Annotated in this window: 17 protein-coding genes and 1 riboswitch; of the genes, 14 read left to right on the top strand and 3 right to left on the bottom strand. The window is 62.3% G+C overall.

The genetic code is table 11. The annotated features are described in order from the left end of the window. Window positions 1-22: 22 nt before the first annotated feature. From pstS to phoR, 7 genes are all read left to right on the top strand, one after another. A complete protein-coding gene (gene pstS, locus AC1ZQA_RS09935) occupies window positions 23-1063 on the top strand; it encodes a phosphate ABC transporter substrate-binding protein PstS (RefSeq protein ID WP_482676811.1) in 1041 nt (346 codons plus the stop codon). Window positions 1064-1084: 21 nt separating this feature from the next. Continuing rightward, on the top strand, window positions 1085-2089 hold the full coding sequence (gene pstC, locus AC1ZQA_RS09930) for a phosphate ABC transporter permease subunit PstC (protein ID WP_482676810.1): 1005 nt from the start codon (window positions 1085-1087) through the stop codon (window positions 2087-2089). Continuing rightward, window positions 2086-2934: a phosphate ABC transporter permease PstA gene (gene pstA, locus AC1ZQA_RS09925; protein WP_482676809.1), complete on the top strand. Its 849-nt coding sequence runs from the start codon at window positions 2086-2088 to the stop codon at window positions 2932-2934. Before pstC ends, pstA begins: the two co-directional genes overlap by 4 nt. A 47-nt stretch (window positions 2935-2981) precedes the next feature. Then, window positions 2982-3812 carry a phosphate ABC transporter ATP-binding protein PstB gene (gene pstB, locus AC1ZQA_RS09920; RefSeq protein ID WP_482676808.1) on the top strand — a complete coding sequence of 277 codons (831 nt, stop codon included), beginning with the start codon at window positions 2982-2984 and terminating at the stop codon, window positions 3810-3812. A 53-nt stretch (window positions 3813-3865) separates the two neighbouring features. Then, window positions 3866-4573 carry a phosphate signaling complex protein PhoU gene (gene phoU, locus AC1ZQA_RS09915; RefSeq protein ID WP_482676807.1) on the top strand — a complete coding sequence of 236 codons (708 nt, stop codon included), beginning with the start codon at window positions 3866-3868 and terminating at the stop codon, window positions 4571-4573. A gap of 38 nt (window positions 4574-4611) precedes the next feature. Next, a complete protein-coding gene (gene phoB, locus AC1ZQA_RS09910; RefSeq protein ID WP_482679313.1) occupies window positions 4612-5340 on the top strand; it encodes a phosphate regulon transcriptional regulator PhoB in 729 nt (242 codons plus the stop codon). 103 nt (window positions 5341-5443) lie between these two features. Continuing rightward, entirely contained in the window at window positions 5444-6790 is a 1347-nt protein-coding gene (gene phoR / locus AC1ZQA_RS09905; protein WP_482679312.1) for a phosphate regulon sensor histidine kinase PhoR, read from the top strand. A gap of 12 nt (window positions 6791-6802) precedes the next feature. On the opposite strand, the gene ppk1 is transcribed toward phoR, so the two are convergent. Next, a complete protein-coding gene (gene ppk1, locus AC1ZQA_RS09900) occupies window positions 6803-8893 on the bottom strand; it encodes a polyphosphate kinase 1 (protein WP_482676806.1) in 2091 nt (696 codons plus the stop codon). A 131-nt stretch (window positions 8894-9024) separates the two neighbouring features. On the opposite strand from ppk1, the gene AC1ZQA_RS09895 reads away from it, so the two are divergent. From AC1ZQA_RS09895 to AC1ZQA_RS09865, 7 genes are all read left to right on the top strand, one after another. Further along, the gene (locus tag AC1ZQA_RS09895) at window positions 9025-10560 is read left to right on the top strand and encodes a Ppx/GppA phosphatase family protein (RefSeq protein ID WP_482676805.1); all 1536 of its coding nucleotides are present in this window, start codon (window positions 9025-9027) and stop codon (window positions 10558-10560) included. 75 nt (window positions 10561-10635) lie between these two features. Beyond that, complete coding sequence (locus tag AC1ZQA_RS09890) at window positions 10636-11253, top strand: histidine phosphatase family protein (RefSeq protein ID WP_482676804.1); 618 nt, start codon at window positions 10636-10638, stop codon at window positions 11251-11253. After that, complete coding sequence (locus AC1ZQA_RS09885; RefSeq protein ID WP_482676803.1) at window positions 11250-11630, top strand: HIT family protein; 381 nt, start codon at window positions 11250-11252, stop codon at window positions 11628-11630. The genes AC1ZQA_RS09890 and AC1ZQA_RS09885 overlap by 4 nt, the downstream gene beginning before the upstream one ends. A 90-nt stretch (window positions 11631-11720) precedes the next feature. Beyond that, a riboswitch (Fluoride riboswitch) is annotated at window positions 11721-11796 on the top strand. A 206-nt stretch (window positions 11797-12002) separates the two neighbouring features. After that, window positions 12003-13352, top strand: a complete 1350-nt coding sequence (locus AC1ZQA_RS09880) for a class I SAM-dependent methyltransferase (RefSeq protein WP_482676802.1) — start codon at window positions 12003-12005, stop codon at window positions 13350-13352. 53 nt (window positions 13353-13405) lie between these two features. Then, entirely contained in the window at window positions 13406-14698 is a 1293-nt protein-coding gene (gene eno / locus AC1ZQA_RS09875) for a phosphopyruvate hydratase (protein WP_482676801.1), read from the top strand. Window positions 14699-14707: 9 nt separating this feature from the next. Further along, window positions 14708-16327, top strand: a complete 1620-nt coding sequence (locus AC1ZQA_RS09870) for a MutS-related protein (protein WP_482676800.1) — start codon at window positions 14708-14710, stop codon at window positions 16325-16327. Beyond that, window positions 16324-17838 carry a MutS-related protein gene (locus AC1ZQA_RS09865; RefSeq protein WP_482676799.1) on the top strand — a complete coding sequence of 505 codons (1515 nt, stop codon included), beginning with the start codon at window positions 16324-16326 and terminating at the stop codon, window positions 17836-17838. Before AC1ZQA_RS09870 ends, AC1ZQA_RS09865 begins: the two co-directional genes overlap by 4 nt. 10 nt (window positions 17839-17848) lie before the next feature. Here AC1ZQA_RS09865 and AC1ZQA_RS09860 read toward each other — a convergent pair whose 3' ends face one another. Further along, on the bottom strand, window positions 17849-18262 hold the full coding sequence (locus tag AC1ZQA_RS09860; protein ID WP_482676798.1) for a HEAT repeat domain-containing protein: 414 nt from the start codon (window positions 18260-18262) through the stop codon (window positions 17849-17851). Between the two features lie 12 nt (window positions 18263-18274). Continuing rightward, window positions 18275-18679, bottom strand: coding sequence for a translational machinery protein (locus AC1ZQA_RS09855; protein WP_482676797.1), 405 nt, complete (start codon window positions 18677-18679; stop codon window positions 18275-18277). Window positions 18680-18739: the final 60 nt, after the last annotated feature.

Here is an 18739-nt window from a genome sequence, read left to right as displayed (position 1 = left end):
CGTTCATCCCAAGGAGAGTTTTATGAAAATCAATCGTCGATCGTTTGCCAAGGCGGCCATCGCGGTCGCAGTGGCAGGTGCTGTTGGAACGGGTGCCATCACCTCTGCATTCGCCGGCGTGAGCCTGACTGGTGCGGGAAGCACCTGGGTGTATCCGCTGGTCGCCAAGTGGTCTGCCGCCTACGAAAAGCAAACCGGCAACAAGGTCAACTATCAGTCCATCGGCTCGGGCGGTGGCATTGCCCAGATCAAGGCCGGAACCGTGGCCTTCGGTGCCAGCGACATGCCGCTCAAGCCGGAAGAGCTCGAAAAGGAAGGCCTGATTCAGTTTCCCACCGCTGTTGCGGGGGAGGACCTGGTGATGAACCTGCCGGGCATCAAGCCGGGTGAACTCATCCTCAGCGGCCCGGTCGTTGCTGACATCTATCTGGGCAAGATCAAGAAGTGGAATGATCCGGCGATCGCCAAGCTCAATCCGGGCGTCAAGCTGCCTGACATGAACATCACCGTGGTGCACCGCTCCGACGGCTCGGGCACCACCTTCACTTTTGCCGACTACCTGTCCAAGGTCAGCCCCGAGTGGAAGGAAAAAGTCGGTGCCAATACCTCGCTGAACTGGCCGACCGGCGTGGGCGGCAAGGGCAACGAAGGCGTGGCGGCCTATGTGCAGCGCATTCCCGGCTCCATCGGCTATGTGGAATATGCCTATATCCTCGAGAACAAGCTCAACTATGCCCGCATGGTCAACCGTGACGGCAAGGTTGTCAGCCCAAGCCTCAAAGGCTTCCAGGACGCAGCCGCGCATGTGGATTTCAACAAGGCAAAGGATTTCTACGTCATCCTGACCGACCACACCGGCCCGGATACGTGGCCAATTTCCGGCTGCACCTGGCAGATCCTGAGCAAGAAGGCGCCCAAGGCAACCAATGAAGAAGTCACCAAGTTTTTCCTGTGGGGCTTCGAGAATGGCCAGTCCATGGCAGAGTCGATCTCTTTCGGGCCGCTGCCGCAGAGCACGGTGGATGTGATCAAGACCTATTGGAAAACCAACCTCGGTATTTGATCGATCAACAGGCGAATTGACATGAGTGCATCCGGAGCTGTAGCAAGCCAAGCGCTTGACAAGGACGCTTCGGAGCAAAAGTCCGCAACGAAGGCCGGTTCTTCGTTTGCGGATTTTTTGTTCCGCAAGGGGACGGGCCTGGTCGCCCTGATTGTGGCGGTCACATTGCTTGCCGTCATGATTTCTCTCATCATCGAGGGGTGGCAGGCGCTGCATACCTTCGGATGGAAATTTCTTGTCACCACGACCTGGGACCCAGTCACCAATGAGTTTGGTGCGCTGGTGTTCATTATTGGCACACTGGTGAGTTCTGCGATCGCGATGCTGATCGCAGTGCCTGTGAGTTTTGGTATTGCACTCTTTATTTCTGAATTGTCACCGAATTGGCTGCGTGGGCCGGTTTCGGCGGTGATTGAATTGTTGGCCGCCATTCCCAGCATCATCTACGGCATGTGGGGTTTGCTGGTTTTCGCACCATGGTTCGGAAATATCGAACCATGGATCAATGATCATTTGGGCGCTATTCCAGGCATTGGTGTTTTGTTTCAGGGTCCCCCAATGGGTATCGGCATGCTGACGGCCGGCATTGTGCTTGCGATCATGGTGATTCCCTTCATCGCGTCCATCATGCGAGATGTGTTTCTCATTACGCCACCCGCCCTCAAGGAATCGGCTTATGCGCTTGGTGCAACCACCTGGGAGGTCGCCCGCAATGTCATTTTGCCTTATACCCGAACTGCGGTGACTGGCGGTATCTTTCTCGGGCTAGGGCGCGCGCTCGGTGAGACCATGGCAGTGACGTTCATCATTGGTAATGCGAACAATCTCAGTGCGAGCCTGCTGATGCCCGGCGCTTCGATTGCGTCGGTGATTGCCAATGAGTTCACTGAGGCCACAACGAGCCTATATAAATCGTCGCTGCTGGCGCTCGGCCTCGTGCTGTTCGTCATCACAGTGATCGTGCTGGCACTGGCCAAGCTGTTGCTGTTGCGTCTAGAGGCGACACAGGAGGGCAAGAAATCATGAACTCACTGTATTTGCGCCGTCAGTTGATCAACAAGATCAACATGTTCATCGCGGTTTTGATGACGATTTTCGGAATTTTCTGGGTGGTCTGGATTCTTTGGACAACCATTCGCTATGGTCTTCCTGCTCTGAACCTCCATTTATTTACACAGGATACTCCACCTCCAGGTACCGAAGGCGGCGGCTTGCGCAACGCCTTTGTTGGCAGCATTGTTCTTCTGGGCATTGCTGTTGTGATTGGCACGCCGATCGGCATCCTTGCCGGAACGTGGCTTGGAGAGTTTGCTGTCAAACGCAAGATTGGCGGTGTTGTGCGTTTTCTCAATGATATTCTGCTGAGCGCGCCATCCATTGTGATTGGTTTGTTTGCCTACGCGATTCTGGTTGATCCTCTCGGTCATTTTTCTGCATTCTCCGGGGGTGTTGCCCTCGCGCTGATTTTGATTCCGGTGGTCGTGCGCACGACGGATGAAATGCTGCGTCTCGTCCCAGGATCATTGCGTGAGGCTGCAATCGCCCTGGGCACACCCTACTGGAAAATGGTGACAAAAATTACCTGGAAGGCAGCTTCGACTGGCATACTGACCGGGGTGATTCTGGGTATTGCACGCATTAGTGGAGAGACAGCTCCATTATTGTTCACGGCGCTGAACAATCAATACTTCAGCTCGGATATCTGGCACCCGATGGCAAATCTTCCGGTTGTCATCTTCCAGTTTGCCATGAGCCCCTATGCAAACTGGCAGCAAATGGCATGGGCGGGTGCGTTTATTGCCGTCGTATTCATTCTTGTCCTCAGCGTCGGTTCGCGTTGGCTACTGCGCCGTGGCGGTGGCAAAAGCTGAGCATCAATCAATTTTCTGAATGTGATCAATTATCTGGTGCCTGCAAGATGGAAACTCAAACTGCTACCTCCCGACCTCCAGCTGTCTCGGTTCGTCAGTCCTCGCAAGCGGGTTCTGCCGATCATCCAATCAAGATTCAAACCAGGAACCTGAATTTCTTCTACGGAAAATTCAAGGCCATCAAAAATGTTCATCTCGATATCCCGCAAGGTCAGGTGACCGCATTCATCGGTCCTTCTGGCTGTGGAAAATCGACGCTGTTACGGATGTTCAACCGCATGTATGAGCTCTACCCGGAGCAACGTGCCGAGGGGGAGATCAATATCGATGGTGAAAACATCCTGACCAGCAAGAAAAATGTGTCCTTGATTCGGGCCAAGATCGGCATGGTGTTTCAAAAACCCACACCGTTTCCGATGTCGATCTACGAGAACATCGCCTTCGGCATTCGCCTCTACGAAAAGCTCTCGCGCTCCGAGATGGATGAACGCGTTGAAGCCAGTCTGACCAAGGCCGGGCTGTGGAATGAGGTCAAGGATAAATTGCAACAGAGCGGAATGGGTTTATCTGGCGGTCAGCAGCAGCGCTTGTGCATTGCGCGTGGGATCGCGATTCGCCCGGAAATCCTGTTGCTGGACGAGCCGACATCTGCGCTCGATCCGCTCTCCACAGCAAAGGTCGAGGAACTGGTGACGGAATTGAAAAAGGATTACACCGTCGTGATTGTGACCCATAACATGCAGCAGGCCGCGCGCGTGTCTGATTTCACCGCCTATATGTATTTGGGTGAACTGATCGAATTCGGCGCGACGGATCAGATTTTCCTGAAGCCAAAAAAACAAGAGACCGAAGATTACATCACGGGTCGTTTTGGCTGATTGTGGCGGGTGATCACAGATCGCCAACTAAGAATGATCAAAAGGAGCTTTTCATGGAAAACAAGCCGCATCTTTCAACCCAGTTCGACACCGAAATCAACGCTGTCTCCACCCGCGTGCTCGAAATGGGCGGGCAGGTCGAGTCGCAACTGGCGCAAGCCATCTATGCCTTGCGGCATCTCGACGGCGAAGCGGCGCGCAATGTGCTGCAGGTGGAAAAGCGCGTGAACCAGATGGAAGTCGACATCGACGCCGACATCACCCAGATCATCGCCAAACGCCAGCCCACCGCACGTGATCTGCGTCTGCTGGTGGCCATTTCCAAGACCATCACCAATCTGGAACGCGCGGGCGACGAGGCGGCGCGCATTGCGCGCATGGCCCGAGACATTTCCGAGTCGGGCACATCGGTTTCCATGGGCATCAGCGATCTGCAGCATGCCGCCGACCTGGCGATCGATCAACTGCGTCGCTCGCTCGACAGCTTCGCCCGCCTGGACGAAAAGGCCGCGGTGGAAATTGTCGAATCCGACAGCAAGATCGACGACGAGTTCGATGGCTTCACCCGCAAGGTCATCACCTATGTGATGGAAGATCCGCGCGCCATTTCCACCATGCTCGATCTGATGTTCGTGGCCAAGGCCATCGAGCGCATCGGCGACCATGCCAAGGGCATTGCCGAGTTCGTGATCTACATCGTGCGCGGCACGGACGTGCGTCACAACAAGGCAGCGTTCCGCGAAGTGGCCGGATCGCTCTGATCCACGCCCCAGTTCCCGAGAGCACCCGCATCATGAGTCTGTCCAGCAACATCCTGATCGTTGAAGACGAGCCCGCCATTGCCGAACTGCTGGCAATGAACCTGCAGCACGCGGGGCATTGCCCCATCCGGGCGGGCAGCGCCGAGGAGGCGTTGCGCGTGATCCGCGACGTGCTGCCCGATGTGCTGCTGATCGACTGGATGCTGCCGGGCATGTCGGGCGTGGCGCTGGCGCGGGCACTGCGTGCCGATGCGCGCACCAAGGGCATTCCCATCATCCTGCTCACCGCGCGCAGCGAAGAGGGCGACAAGGTGCAGGGCCTGGATTCCGGGGCGGACGACTACATCACCAAGCCGTTTTCACCCAAGGAGCTGCTGGCCCGTATCCGCGCTGTGCTGCGCCGTCGCGCGCCGCAGCTCACCGACGAGCAGGTGGAGCTGGGTGGCCTGTCTGTCGATCCCTCCAGCCGTCGGGCGCTGTTCAAGAGGGCTGGCGCCGATCCGCTCGAAATCCGCCTGGGGCCCACCGAGTTCAAGTTGCTGCATTACCTGATGGCCCATCCCGAGCGGGTGCACAGCCGCGGCGCGCTGCTCGACAAGGTCTGGGGCGATCATGTGTTCATCGAAGAACGCACGGTGGATGTGCACATCAAGCGCCTGCGGGAGGCACTGTCGCCAGTGAACTGTTCCGACATGGTGGAGACCGTGCGTGGGGCGGGCTACCGTTTCACTGCGCAGAGCCGCGCAGTGCAGGCTTCTGTCGCGTGAAATTGCGTCGTCCCGGACTGCACAGGCTCTGCGTCGCACGTCTGACAATGGGGTTCGGAGCGGTCCTTGCATCTGACTGCAGCCTGTTGCGGGCTTCAACATGATCTCTGTCGTCTGGCGTCTGACCATCATCCTGCTGCTCGTCGTGCTGGCCGCAGCAGCAGGTGGACTTCTGGGCGGTCAACTCGGCGCGATGGCTGCTGCGCTGCTGGTTCTCGTCGGCGCGGTGCTGCGCGATTCGCTGGCGCTGTCCCGCCTCATTCGCTGGCTCAAGGCGCCAGACGCCACGCCCGTGCCGAACGGCACCGGCGCCTGGGCCGAGGTGTTTTATCGCGCGTCGCGCCAGTTGCGCCTGTGGACGGTGCGGCTGCGCTATGAGGAGTCGAAGCTGGAGCGTTTCATCGAGGCGCTGCAGGTCTCGCCCAATGGCGTCATCCTGCTCGACGAGAACGACCAGATCGATTGGTGCAACGCCACGGCGGCACATCACTTCGGACTGGACGCGCAGCGCGACCTGCGGCAGCACGCCGTGCATCTCATCCGCAACCCGGAGTTCGTGGCCTATCTGCAGGCGCAGCAGTATCACGAACCGCTGCACATGCACCGTGCCGGCGGGCGCGGGCAATTCACGCTGAGCGTGCAGATCTTTCCGTATGGCGACCGACAAAAGCTCTTGCTGTCGCAGGACATCACCCAGCTGGAGCGCACCGAGGCGATGCGACGCGATTTCGTGGCCAATGTGTCGCACGAGATCAAGACGCCGCTGACCGTGCTCGGCGGATTTGTCGAGACCATGCGCGACATGCCGCTGGATGACGCGCAGCGCCAGCGTGTGCTCGACATGATGCAGGCCCAGTCCGACCGCATGCGGCATCTGGTGGACGATCTGCTGGCGTTGGCGCGGCTGGAAGGCGACCCCTACCCGCCCACCGAGCAGGTCATCGAGATGGTGCCGATGATGGCGCAATACAAGAACGAGGCGCTGGCCCTGTCTGGTGGACGGCACCAGATCTCTGTGGACGTTCGGACCGATCTTGGGGTGCGCGGCAGCCCGCAGGAACTGCATTCCGCGTTGTCCAATCTGGTGAGCAATGCTGTGCGTTATACCCCCGAGGGCGGCACCATCCGGCTGGAGTGGGATGCGGTGTTCGAAGACTCCCAGCCGAAATACGCCGAGTTCAGCGTGACCGACACCGGCATCGGCATTGCGGCAGAGCATATTCCGCGGCTGACCGAGCGCTTCTACCGCGTCGATCGCGGGCGCTCGCGCGAGTCGGGCGGCACGGGTCTGGGCCTGGCGATCGCCAAGCATGTGCTGCTGCGTCACCAGGCCGAATTGCTGGTGCACAGCATTCCGGGCAAGGGCAGCCGCTTCGTGGTGCGCTTTCCGGCTGCGCGGCTGGCGGCAGCCTCATCCCAGGCGCCCAGCGAGTCGTTGAAGGCTGCCTAGCGCTGACAGGCCCTAACTTTTTCCGCCCAGCCGCGAATGCATGAGCACCTGGTGGCAGCTCAGGCGGCTGCGTGAGCCGCGCGGACGGTGATAGTTGCCGTCGCTGTCCATCTCCCAGGCATTGCCGGGGTGCTGCCATTGCATGCGCAGACCTTCGCGGATGACCTGCGCCTTGATCTTGTTGTCGAGCAGCGGCACGGCAATTTCCACACGGCGGCGCAGATTGCGTTCCATCCAGTCGGCCGAGGAGATGTAGACCTCGGCATCACCGCCGTTGTGGAAGTAGAACACCCGGGAATGTTCCAGAAACCGGCCGATGGTCGAGCGCACGCGGATGTTGTCGGACAGTCCCTCCACGCCCGGACGCAGCATGCACGCCCCGCGCACCAGCAGGCGGATTTCCACCCCGGCTTGTGACGCCGCGTAGAGTGCCTCGATCACGGTGGGCTCCAGCAGGGCATTGACACGCGCCCAGACGCGTGCTGGCTTGCCGTTGCGCGCATGGTTGGCCTCGCGCGCGATCGCGGCGAGCACGTTGTCGAGCAGGGTGAACGGCGACTGCCAGAGCCGCCGCAGTTGTTGCACCTGGCTGGAGCCGGTGATCTGCAGGAACACGCGGCGCGCGTCTTCGCAGATTTCAGGGTTGGCCGTCATCAGACCGAAGTCGGTGTAGAGCCGCGCGGTGCGGGCGTGATAGTTGCCGGTGCCCAGGTGGGCATACATGCGCAGCATCTTGCGGCCGTTGTCTTCCCGGGTTTCGCGACGCACGATGAGCAGCATCTTGGCGTGGCATTTGAAGCCGACCACGCCGAACACCACATGCGCGCCCGCAGCCTCCAGGCGCGACGACCAGTTGATATTGGTTTCCTCGTCGAGCCGCGCCATGAGCTCGAGGACCACCGTCACTTCCTTGCCATTGCGCGCGGCTTCGATGAGCGCGTCCATCAGCTCGGAATTGCCGCCGGTGCGGTAGATGGTCTGCTTGATGGCGACGACGGCAGGGTCGCGCGCGGCCGTGCGGACCAGATCGACCACGGGAGCAAAGGAGTCGTACGGGTGGTGCAGCAGCAGATCGCGCGTGCGGATCAGGTCGAAAATTTCGGCGTCGACCCCCGGCCAGTTGGCGGGCAGGGCAGGCAGATAGGGCGGGAACAGAAGCTGCGGTTCGTTGACGGATTCGAGAATCTCCTGCAAGCGCACCAGATTCACCGGCCCGTCCACGCGGTAGCAGTCTTGCGGCAGGATATTGTTCTCGCGCAGCAGCCGGTCAATGACCGCATGCGGGCAATCCGCAGCCACTTCGAGCCGCACCGCGTCGCCAAAGTGCCGGGCACGCAACTCGCCCTGCAGCGCCGCGCGCAGATTGGTGATGTCGTCGTCGTCGATGAACAGCTCGCTGTTGCGGGTGACGCGGAACTGATGCACGCCGCGCACCTCCAGCCCCGGAAACAGCTGCCCGGCAAACGCCTGCATGCACGACGACAGCAGCATGAAGCCGTAGCGCGCATCGCACAGCTCGGGCGGCAGGGGAACGACGCGCGGCAGGGTGCGTGGGGTCTGCACCACGCCGAGTTCGATATTGCGTCCAAAGGCGTCGGTGCCTTCCAACTGCACCGCAAAGACCAGGTTCTTGTTGATCACGCGCGGGAAGGGGTGCGCAGGATCGAGGCCGATGGGCGTGAGCAGCGGAGAGACTTCGGTCTCGAAATAATGCTGTGCCCAGGCGCGTTGCGCGTCGGTCCAGTCGGACAGCCGGTAGAGACGGATGCCCTGTGCGTCGAGCGCGGGCAGCACGGCCTGCTGCAGCACGCGGTACTGATCGGCGATCAGGGCGTGCGCGCGTGTGGAAATCTCGGCCAGGGCGTCGCGCACCAGCATGCCGTCGGGAGTACGCGCGCTGGGGTCGGCTTCGAGCATGTCCTGCAGCGTGGCCACGCGGGTTTCGAAAAACTCGTCCATATTGCTCGACACGATGCTGAGAAAGCGCAGGCGCTCGAGCAGGGGATTGGTGTCGTCGAGCGCCTGGAACAGCACGCGACGGTTGAATTCGAGCGTGCCGAGTTCACGGTTGAGCAGGCGGGGAGGAGAGTCTGAATGGGACATGAAGGGTTCGAGCAAGAAACAGCTGGCATTTTGCCAGTGCAGACGGCAATCCGAGCGAGAATGCTGGCTGACGATGAAATCTTGATGACAACGTTCAAATGCATGTCATCAAACGGAGTTTCAATCCACTTATGCCCACTCTATTGAATCAACATCTCGCCGCGGTCGATCTGGGGTCGAACAGTTTTCGCATGCTCATCGGCCGCGCGCAGGACAGCGCCGCCGGGGTGCAGGTCTATCCCATCGACTCGCTGCGCGAGCCGGTGCGCCTTGCGGCGGGGCTGGATGACAAGAAATACCTCTCCGAAGCCTCGCAGCAGATCGCCCTGCAAACCCTGCAGCGCTTTGGCGAGCGGCTGCGCCAGTTTCACCCGGACCGGGTGCGCGCCGTGGCCACCAACACGGTGCGCGTGGCCAAGAACGCGCCGCAGTTTCTGCAGCGGGCGCAACTGGCGCTGGGCTTTCCGATCGAGGTCATCGCCGGTCGCGAGGAGGCCCGGCTGGTCTATATCGGCGCGGCGCATTCGGTGTCGGTGGTGCAGGGCAAGCGGCTGGTGGTCGACATCGGCGGCGGCTCCACCGAGTTCATCATCGGCCAGGGCTACGAGCCGGGATTGATGGAGTCGCTCTACATCGGTTGCGTGTCCATGAGCCAGCGCTTCTTTCCCGGCAATCAGGTGGACGAGACCACCATGCGCGCCGCCGAGATTGCCGCGCGCAAGGAAATCCAGATCATCGCGGCCGACTTCAAGCGCAATGGCTGGAGCCATGCAGTGGGCTCCAGCGGCACGGCGCGGGCGCTGGCCGACATGATCGGCGGCAGCCGCCTCAACCCGCCGGACCAGCCGGGTGACATCACCCTGCAAGGTCTGCGCGAGTTGCGCCGCGTGTTTGTGCGCGCGGGCAATCTCAACAAGCTGCGCATGGACGGGCTGAAGCCGGACCGCGTGCCGGTGGCAGCAGGCGGGCTGGCCATCATGCTCGGGGTGTTCGAGGAACTGGGCATCCAGTCCATGGAGGTTACCGATGCCGCGCTGCGCCTGGGCGTGCTGTACGACCTGCTCGGACGCGAGCAGTCGCAGGACATGCGCGAGGTCACCGCGCTGCAGTTCATCCAGCGCTACGGCGCCGATCCGCAGCAGGCGCAGCGGGTGAGTGAGGTGGCGCTGCGGCTCTATGCACAACTGCGGCCCGATGCGTCAGAGGCGGAGCAGCGCCTGCTGCGCTGGGCCGGGCAACTGCACGAGATCGGTCTGTCCATCTCGCACAGCGCGTATCACAAGCACTCGGCCTACATCGCCGCGAATGCCGACATGCCCGGGTTTTCGCGTGGAGAGCAGGCCGCGCTGGCGCAACTCGTGCTGGCGCACACCGGCAAGCTGAAAAAGCTCAGCGCGACCGATCTGGAGAGCCTCGATCTCGATGCGGTGATGGCGCTGCGGCTGGCGGTCATTCTGGCGCGCAACCGTACCGCAGTCGACCTGGACGGGTTGCGGCTGCGCTATCAGGCCACCGGTGTCAGCCTGCCGGGTGCGCGGCCCGCGATGGACATCCTGGCGCCCGAGCCATGGCTCAAGGCCAACCCGCTGACCGAATACAGCCTGCGGCAGGAAGCCTCCGAATGGGCGCGGCTGAACTGGAACGTCACGTTACACAGTCTGGCTTGATTCCGGCATGACTGCAGCGTAACGTTTGTGCAGAGCCCTGCTGGATGCAGGGCCACCACAGACAAGGAGCGCTTCATGCAGATCATCCTGACGCGACACGGCGAGGTCGAGGGCATTCATCCCGAGCGCTTTCGCGGCCGCATGGAACTGGAACTCACCCCACTGGGGCGGCGGCAGGCCAAGGCAGTGGCCGCGCGCATCGCCGCCGAGTTTGTACCGCAGGCAATCTACACCAGTCCAATGAGCCGGTGCCGTGACACCGGCGCCGAAATCGCCGCGGCCTGCAGCCTGAGCGCGCAGGTTCTGGACGGGATCAACGACCTCGATTACGGCCAATGGCAATGGAAAACGCACGATGAGGCGAAAGTGGCTGACCCGCAGGCCTACGCACTATGGAAAAGTGCGCCGCAATGGGTGCGCTTTCCGGGCGGCGAGTCGCTGCAGGATCTCGCACTGCGGACTGCCGATGGCCTGCGTGCGCTGCTGCATCGCCACGCCGATCACGCCGTGGTGCTGGTCGGGCACGACAGCGTGAACCGGGCGCTGTTGCTGCAGGCACTCGATTTGCCGTTGTCGGCCTACTGGCGCATCGTGCAGAAGCCTTGCTGTCTCAACCTGTTCAGCGTGGATGCGCAGGGCAGGGTGAGCCTGCAACTGGTCAACGACACCGCGCATCTTCACGGTCTGACATGAGCACGGCGATTCCAACGCCATGTCCGTTCTGCCAGGACATGCCCCGGGTGTTGCGCAACGAACTGGCTTTCGCGGTGTACGACCGCACGCCGGTGAACCCTGGGCATCTGCTGCTGATCCCCTTTCGGCATGTGGCCGACTGGTTCGACTGCACTGCGCAGGAGCAGCAGGCGCTCCTTGAACTGGCTGCGGAAGGCCGGGCACTGCTGTTGCGCGAGCGCAGGCCCGACGGTTTCAACCTGGGGGTGAACTGCGGGCAGGCCGCGGGTCAGAGCATTTTTCATGTGCATCTGCACCTGATTCCGCGCTACACAGGCGACATGGCGGAACCGCTGGGCGGAGTGCGCGGGGTGATTCCGGCGCGGCAGAAGTATTGAATGCCCCATGTGTCAGGTGCGCTTGCAATTCGATGCAATTCGGGCGCTCGAATGCATTGACCCTGCGGGTTTCGTGACTTAAATTCAAACCATGCTGACGGCGATGGAGTTCGCCGTTCAATTGCCGACAGGGGTCTCGCCCCGGGCTGATGACTCCTACCTCGTTCATGTGCGCAGTGCCTTGCTGTCTGCGCGCCATCAGGGGGAGTCGAGGATGATCGCATCCACAACATTCGAGCGTGTCTGGTCGCTGCCGCATCCACCGGACCGTTCCATGTCGGTTTCGCACCTCTCCTGTGTTGTTCCTGCTTCGTCCACCTGTGCGCGCAGGTGAGCGCGCGTTCGCTTGCCACATTCTGAAAGGAGATTCGCATGCCTTCCATCACGTCGTCCATTCTGGGTCAGGTCGATGAGCGCCTGTCTCACCTTCCCTTGTCCTGCAGTGTGGTGCTTCCGGGAGGGCAGCGGGTCGGCCCCAGCAATGCGCAAGTGGAAATGCGACTGCGCGACAAGCGTGCGCTGTGGCACATCACCACCGGGCAGATTGGCAAGCTGGCAGAAGATTATGTCGAGGGCTTGGTCGATATTCTGGGCAATCTGCGCGACCTGATGCGCATTGCACCGGTATTGCTCGATGACGACCCGCGCAACGAGCCATCTGCTGCGACCGCGCGGCTGTGGCATGGCCTGCGTCGCACCCTGTGGGAGCACAGCCACCACACCCGCGAGAAGGACGCTGCGCAGATCCAGCATCACTACGACGTGTCGGACGATTTCTACGCCCTGTGGCTTGACCCGCGCCGGGTGTATTCATGCGCGTATTTCGCCGACCCGGCGATGACCCTGGCGCAGGCGCAGGAGGCCAAGCTCGACCATATCTGCACCAAGCTGATGCTGCGGCCGGGCGAGCGTTTCATCGACATCGGCGCGGGCTGGGGCGGGCTGCTGCTGTGGGCTGCAGAGCATTACGGCGTAGACGCGACCGGCATTACCCTGTCCAAGAATCAGTATGCCTATGTGAACAGGCTGATCGTGCAAAAAGGCTTGCAGGGTCGGGTGCGCATGCTGCTGCAGGACTACCGCGATGTGGACGAATCGCAGCCATTCGACAAGGTCGCCTCGGTGGGCATGTGCGAGCATGTCGGTCGTCCCAATTTGCCTGTGTATTTCAGCAAGATCCGTCGCCTGCTCAAGCCCGGCGGGCTGGTGATGAACCACGGCATCACCGCGGGCGGCGTGGACAACAGCCAGCTCGCCGGAGGCATGGGCGATTTCATCGAGAAATACATCTTCCCTGGCGGGCAACTGGTGCATGTCAGCGTGATGGCCGAAACTATGACCCGCGGCGGGCTGGAACCGCTGGACATGGAATGTCTGCGCCCGCACTACGCCAAGACCCTGTGGCACTGGGTGGACGCGCTCGAGGACCGCCTCGACGAGGCCCGCCGGGTGCTGGGCGACAACGCCGAGAAGACTCTGCGCGCTTACCGCCTGTATCTCGCGGGCTCTGCCATGGGTTTCGAGCAGGGCTGGATTTCGCTGTTCCAGATCCTGGGCAGCCGCCCCGATGGCGTGGTCGAAGACCGTTTCGACAGCGACCACCTGCTGCGCGCGCGGCAATGCGTCTACCCCTTCACGCGCGGCTATCAATATGCAGGCAAGGTGCAGGCGGCTTTGCCGCAATCGCAGACCACGCCTGTACCCGCTGAGGCCGAGGGCTGAACACTTGACTGGCCGACCCGGACCTGCTTCACAGACCTTCGAATGGAAAAAGAATGAGCGCGTCACAATCCACCATCCTGGTGATCAATGCCCTGGAAATCCTGGACTCGCGTGGCACGCCCACGGTCAAGGCAACCGTCACGCTGGAATCCGGCGTGCGCGCTTCGGCGGCGGTGCCGTCGGGTGCGTCCACCGGCAGCAACGAGGCGGTGGAATTGCGCGATGGCGACCCTAAGCGTTACTTCGGTCGGGGCGTGCGCAAGGTGCTGACCCATATCGAGGGGGAGATTGCCGCGGCGCTCAAGGGGCATGATGTGTGCGATCAGGCGGCCATCGACGGCGCGCTCATCGCACTGGACGGCACGCCGAACAAGGCGCGGCTCGGCGCCAACGCCCTGCTGGCCGTCAGCATGGCTGCTGCGCGGGCCGCGGCGCAGGTGCGCGGCAAGCCGCTGTACCGCACGCTGTGCGATGCGCCGTCCAATCTGCTGCCCATGCCCATGTTCAACGTGCTCAACGGCGGCCTGCATGCGCCGGGTAGCAGTCTGGATTTCCAGGAGTTCATGCTCGTGCCGCTGGGCGCACCGAGTTTCAGCGAAGCGGTGCGCTATGGCGCCGAGACCTATCACGCGATCAAGGAACTGCTGCAGGCGCAGGGACACTCCATCGCAGTGGGCGATGAAGGCGGCTTCGCGCCCAAGCTCATGGGCGGCAACCAGTCAGCCTGCGAGCTGATGGTGCGCGGCATGGAGCGCGCGGGCTACCGGCCGGGGGAAGATCTGGCCATCGCGCTTGATCCGGCGTCCACCTCGTTCTACAGAAATGGCCGCTACCACCTGCATCGCTCGGGCAATCAGGTGCTCGACAGCCAGGAGATGGTGGATCTGTACCGGAGTTGGCTCCATGTCTTTCCCATCGTTTCCATCGAGGACGGTCATGCCGAGGACGACTGGGACGGTTTTGCCGCCATGACCCGGCAGCTCGGCGACCGGATTCAGATCGTCGGCGACGACAACTTTGTCACGAACACCCAGATCATCCAGCGCGGCATCGACGAGGGCACGGCCAACGCCTCCCTCATCAAGCTCAACCAGATCGGCACAGTCAGCGAGACCCTTGCCGCAGTGCGACTGTGCCAGAGGGTCGGCTGGGGCACAGTGATGTCGCACCGCAGCGGCGAGACCGAAGATGCCTTCCTATCTGACTTCGCCGTGGCCGTGGGCGCAGGGCAGATGAAATCGGGCGCGCCCGCGCGCAGCGAGCGCCTGGCCAAGTACAACCGCCTGATGGAAATCGAGGCCGAACTGGGCGACAGCGCCGAATTCGTCAATCCCTACCGCCGCTGAGGGGGTGGCATGGCGACAGTTCCTGCGTTCTACAGCCTGGCGTTTCCCACGGCGGCACAGGAAGCCGCGCAGCCACCAGGCGACGATCTGCGCGACGTGTTTCACGACCTGTTCCTTGAGCCGATCTTCGCTGCGGCGTTCGGCGCCTATCTGCCGCGCGAACAACCGTCGCTCTATGTGGCCGGTCGTACCGATGATGAGGCGCCATACCGTGCCGAAGTGCTCACGCTCCTGCAGGCGCTGTATCGCGCGCCCTTGCAGGATCTGACCGTGCTGCGCTACCGGCAGGATGCGCTGCGCGACATCCAGCAGGCGCCGGTGCTGTCTGCGCTGCAAGGCTTCCAGCAGGCCATGCGCGGCATGCGTGAGCACCTGCGGCGGGCCAAAAGAGCCTACAACGCCATCGAGGGCCAGCGCTGGTTTGTCGATGCTGCAGTGGCCTACGGCCACGCGGTGAACGCGCTGCAGCAGGCGCTGCTGGCGGCAGACCTGCAGTCAATGGCCATGCAGGCCCTGCGCGCGCATGTGGCCGCGCTGTGCGCCTCGGATGCACTCAAAGCCTGCATGACAGAGGCACAGGCGCTGGTGGACGCGCTGGCGCAGGTGCGGTATGCAGTGCGCATCGACGGCACCACGGTGTCCGTGCTGCAAGACCCGGGTGAGCCCGACTACACCGCGACCGTTGCCGACACCTTTGCCCGTTTCCGTCAGGGCGAGGTCAAGGACTACAGGACGCAGTTCAACCCGACATCTGGGCTGAACCATGTCGAAGGGCAGATTCTCGACCGCGTGGCTCTGCTGCATCCAGCGGTGTTTGGGCGGCTGGCGCGGTTTCGCAGCACGCAGGCTGATTTCGCCGATGACCGCATGTTGCGGCTTGACCGCGAACTGGCCTGGTTTCTGTCCTGGCACGAATTCACCCAACGTTTCGTCCGCGCCGGTTTGCCGCTGTGCGTTCCGCAACTGATGACCGAGCCGGGCGGAATCGACGCACGCGACGCCTACGACATGGCGCTGGCGCGGCAATGCGTGGAGGCGAGGCAGCCGGTGGTGTGCAACGACTTTGCACTGACGGGCGAGGAACGCCTGCTCGTGGTCACCGGGCCGAATCACGGCGGCAAGACCACTCTGGCGCGCACGGTGGGTCAGTTGCACTATCTGGCTGCACTTGGTCTGCCAGTGGCCGCACGCAGCGCCAGTCTGCTGCTGTGCGATCGGGTGTTCACCCACTTCGAGCGGGTGGAAGACATCACCAACCAGCGCGGCAAACTGCAGGACGATCTGGTGCGCATGCACCACACCCTCACCGCGGCGACGCCGCGCAGTCTGGTGCTGATGAACGAGATCTTCTCCTCCACCACACTGGACGATGCGCTGTGGCTGGCGCGGCGCATCATGGCGCGTCTGTCGAACATCGGCGCCGCCTGTGTTTTGGTGACGTTTCTCGATGAGCTCGCCACCTTCGACGCACACACCGTGAGCATGGTCGGCCAGGTCGATGCCGACGATCCCACCATCCGCACCTTCAAGGTGCTGCGGCAGGCTGCCGATGGCAAGTCGTATGCGCTGGCGCTGGCACGCAAGTTTGGCGTGACCCGCGAACAACTGCTGCAGAGGATTGCGTCGTGAAGGCTCATCTGCTGTTTCCTGACCGCGATTTCGATCCCAAGGCCGCTGCGCCTGCGCAGTGGCTCGAAGTGGCGCAGGATCTTGAGGTCAACACGCTGCTGGCCGCCATGGCGCATGAAGACGCCTTCCTGCTCGATGTGGCCACCCGAGTGCTCATGGCCGCCAGCGGCGCGGGCGACGCCCGGGTCATCGCCCACCGGCAGGACGCGCTGCGCGACGCGCTCGATCACCCGGAACAGGTGCGCGCGCTGTATGCCCTGGTGGTCGAGGCCATCGACAGCCGCAAGAAGCATCTGTTCGGCCTCGGACTGTTCGGCCGCTATCCCAGCTTCAATCTGCGTGGCGCGGTGGAATTGCTGCAGACCTTTGTGCAATACCTGCACCGCCTGCGACAACAGGCCGACAGTCTCGCCAGCAGCTTTCGCTCCGAGGCGTTTGGCGCCCTGTTTGCTTCCCTGCAGCGCGATATCAGCGACGCTTATTTCGACCAGGTGCAGGAGCATCTGGACACACTGCGATTTCGTCACGGCGAATTGTTCAGCGTCAGCCTCGGACCGGGCAACGCGGGCCGGGACTATGTGCTGCACGCGGGCAATGGCAGCCGTCCCGGCTGGCTGGCGCGACTGCTGCACAAGGCGCCTCCCGAGTTCACCTTCCGCCTGCCCGACCGCGATGAGGCCGGAGCGCAGGCCCTGTCTGAACTGGTCGATCGCGGTCTCAACGACGTGGCCAATGCCATGGCGCAGGCCACCGATCATGTGCTGAATTTTTTCGAGCTGCTGCGCGCTGAACTCGGCTTTTACGTCGCCTGCCTCAATCTGCACCAGCGTCTCACTGCGCTCGGCGGGGAGGTCTGCATGCCCGAGTTTGCGCCACAAGGCGCGCTGCGGCTCTCGGCCCAGGAACTGTACGACCCCACACTGGCGCTCACCCTGCAGCGCGCGCCAGTGTGCAATGCGTTTGCAGCGGACGGCAAGTCCCTTGTGGCCGTGACCGGTGCGAATCAGGGTGGCAAGTCCACTTTCCTGCGCTCGGTCGGCTTGGCTCAGCTCATGCTGCACGCCGGCATGTTTGTCGCGGCGCAGTCTTATGCGGGCGAACTGGCCAGCGGGGTGTTCACCCACTACAAGCGCGAGGAAGATTCAGGTCTGCAGGGCGGCAAGCTCGACGAGGAACTCGACCGCATGCGCACCATCGCCCAGCACATTCGGCCCGGCGCACTGTGGCTGTCCAATGAGTCCTTCGCCTCGACCAACGCGCGCGAAGGCTCGGAACTGCTGCTGCAGGTGGTCGATGCGCTGCGCCAGCGCGGCATCAAGGTGGCGCTGGTCACACATCTGTTCGACGCAGCCCGGCACCTGCGTGCGCAGGACCCAGACCGCGTGTGCATGCTGCGCGCCGAACGCCGCGACGACGGCAGCCGCAGCTTCCGTCTGGAGCCTGGAGACGCGCTGCAGACCAGCTTTGGCGCGGATCTGTATGCCGAGGTGTTTGGCGCGGATGCGCAGTGATTCCGGTCACTCAGCTCGCGTCTGGAAAACGGCTTTGAAGCTGACGCATGGCGTGCTCACGCACGGCATGCGCCGGGTGCTCCCGGGCCAGGCGCTGCAGCGCCTGGGCAAGCGTCGGGGTCTGGGGCATCTGCGCCAGGCTGTGCAGGATTTCCAGGCCCTCGATCACGTCACCGCTGTGCTCCAGCGCGCAGTCGGTCAGCGCGTTGATGGTCAGTGAATCGGCCTGCTTGCCCAAAGCGATGATGGCGCCCATGCGAGTTTCGCTCAAGGGGTGATGCAGGGCGTGGATCAGCCTGTCCTGGTAGGACGTGTGGCGGGCGTAGTCGTCCAGATTGGTGCCGCAATCGGGGCAGACCGCAGTGCCGGCGGGAATCTGCGCAAAGCACCAGGTGCAGAAATGAACCTGCGTGGGCTCGCCCATCGTCTGTCGCTGCTAGATCAAGCGGCGGTCGGTGACGTCGAAATAATGTCGCGCATGCACCACCAACTGGTTGTTCGAGGGATGGTCCACGGTCTCCACCGCCAGCACACGGTCGAACACAGCCGGGTCGTGGTGATGCAGATGCTTCAGCAGCCAGAGTTTGGCCTGGCCGGGCCCGGTGATGAGAATTTCATGGGCATCTTTGAGCGACTCCGCCACAGCGTGGTAATAGTGCTGATCCTCGATCAGCTTGCCCGCGCCGATGGTGTTGGCCTTGTGGTGCAGGTGTTGATGCGGATGCGGCGAATGCACGATGGACTCGCGGACATGCTCTGGATCGACGAAAAACACATGGGCTTCGTTGTGATCGATCCAGACGACGGCATGCTTGCTCGGATTCATGGTTTGTCGCGACATGTATCGCGCTCGTGGACAGAATAAAAAGACGGCCCGGCGCAGCGCCGGACCGCAAGACGG

It is taken from the genome of Thiomonas sp. DCM-2, assembly GCF_056820905.1.
The sequence above is the reverse complement of the archived record's forward strand: the minus strand, read 5'-3'. Positions and strand labels throughout refer to the sequence as shown.